This is a genomic window from Mycobacterium sp., assembly GCF_049683935.1.
In the GTDB taxonomy this organism is placed as follows: domain Bacteria; phylum Actinomycetota; class Actinomycetes; order Mycobacteriales; family Mycobacteriaceae; genus Mycobacterium.
On sequence record NZ_JBAUJR010000193.1, the window covers coordinates 1 to 1,935 of the forward strand.

Sequence of the window (1,935 nt, forward strand, 5' to 3'; positions counted from 1 at the left end):
GTACGACCTGGGGCGTCGGGCTGACCGGCGTGGCGGGCCCCGAGCCCCACGGCGGGCACCCGGTCGGCACGGTGTTCTTGGGGTTGGCCGGTCCGGTGGCCACCGATGTGGTCGAGCTGACGCTCCACGGGTCCCGCTGGGACATCCGGCTGGCGGCGGTGCAGGCGGCGATCAGCGAGTTGCGCCTGTTCATCGCCCGATCCTGAACCGATGTCGGATGCTCCGGCGATCATGGGCCCGGATCGGGAACCATCTCGGCGACATCGAGCGTTGGGCTAGAGAGCCAAGCGATTGAGGAGAACGCGATGACGGCATTGCTGCGCGAGGTGATCGGCGACGTGCTGCGTCGCTCCCGTGTCGAGCAGGGACGCACCCTGCGCGAGGTATCGGATTCGGCGCGCGTCAGCCTCGGGTACCTGTCCGAGGTGGAACGCGGCCGCAAGGAAGCCTCGAGTGAGTTGCTCAGCGCGATCTGCGGAGCTCTCGACGTCCCGCTGTCACGGGTGCTGTCGGAGGCCGGGGACGACCTCGCGATCGACGAAGCGCGCGCCGCGATCACGACGGTCGTCGAGCCTGCCGGCACCGCCGGCATCGACGCCTCCACCAAGGTGGTCATCCCGCAGGTCGTGTCGATGGCGGTGGCCTGACCCCGACGGGCCTGTGCAAAAGACCCGCGGGGGTGTGGTGATCTGCGGGGAACCGATAAGTTGGGTCCAGGGCACTTCCAGGTACAGCTGACACTGTTCGAACACACAGACACGTAAGGCGGAGCGAACCGATGGCCAATCCGTTCAGCAAGGCATGGCGCTACCTCATGGCGCTGTTCAGCTCGAAGGTCGACGAGTACGCCGACCCCAAGGTGCAGATTCAGCAGGCGATCGAGGAAGCCCAGCGCCAACACCAGGGGCTGACCCAGCAGGCGGCCCAGGTGATCGGCAACCAGCGGCAGCTGGAGATGCGGCTCAACCGGCAGCTGGCCGACATCGAGAAGCTCCAGGTCAATGTGCGCCAGGCCCTCACCCTGGCCGACCAGGCGACCGCCGCCGGCGATGCCGCCAAGGCCACCGAATACACCAACGCTGCGGAGGCCTTCGCCGCACAGTTGGTGACCTCCGAGCAGAGTGTCGAGGACCTCAAGGGTCTCCATGACCAGGCGTTGCAGGCCGCCGGGCAGGCCAAGAAGGCAGTCGAGCAGAACGCCATGATGCTGCAGCAGAAGATCGCCGAGCGCACCAAGCTTCTCAGCCAGCTCGAGCAGGCGAAGATGCAGGAGCAGGTCAGCTCATCGCTGCGGTCGATGAGCGAGCTGGCCGCGCCGGGCAACACGCCCAGCCTCGACGAGGTCCGCGACAAGATCGAACGCCGCTACGCCAACGCGATCGGCTCCGCCGAGCTGGCGCAGAACTCGGTGCAGGGCCGGATGATGGAAGTACAGCATTCCAGCGTTCAGATGGCCGGGCATTCACGGCTCGAGCAGATCCGCGCCTCCATGCGCGGCGAGCAGTTGCCCGCGGGTGGCCAGGCCACGCCGGCCACCCCCGCCCAGACGCCGGCAACACCGGCGGCCAACCCGAATCCGACACCGGAAAACCCGCTGTCGCAGTAACTTCGACGAGGACGCTGAGTTGTTTCGATGAGCACACACACCGGCAGGCCGCAGGCTTGGCGTTCCTTGGCGCAACGCGGGGTCGACACTGCCGCGGACTGGTCGGGCGTGCTGGCCGACAAGCTCAATGCGGCCGCCGACCCGCGGGCGAAGCTGTTGCGCAAGCGGCGGTGGGCACTTCGGCTCGGAGTCTTCCTCACTGTCTCGGCGCTGTTCTGGGTGGGTGTGACGGCCGTGCTGGCGTCCTGGAGCACCCCGGTCTGGGCGTTGTTCATCCCGGCACCGATCGCCGTCGGCGCCGCATTTCTGGCGACGCTGGCGTTCCTGCG

The 1,935-nt window shown here is 67.7% G+C and carries 3 protein-coding genes and 1 pseudogene; all 4 read left to right on the plus strand.

Translation table 11 applies throughout. From position 1 onward, the window contains the following. Positions 1–206: CinA family protein (locus tag WA965_RS10745; RefSeq protein ID WP_526447496.1), on the plus strand; the 206-nt coding region annotated here is incomplete at its 5' end. 99 nt (positions 207–305) lie between these two features. Next, positions 306–647 (plus strand): transcriptional regulator ClgR, encoded by a 342-nt coding sequence (gene clgR, locus WA965_RS10750; RefSeq protein WP_526301551.1) that lies wholly within the window; start codon positions 306–308, stop codon positions 645–647. A gap of 131 nt (positions 648–778) precedes the next feature. Beyond that, entirely contained in the window at positions 779–1,606 is an 828-nt protein-coding gene (gene pspA, locus WA965_RS10755) for a phage shock protein PspA (RefSeq protein WP_526301549.1), read from the plus strand. A 27-nt stretch (positions 1,607–1,633) separates the two neighbouring features. After that, positions 1,634–1,935, plus strand: a pseudogene (locus tag WA965_RS10760) (phage shock envelope stress response protein PspM); the annotation flags it as partial.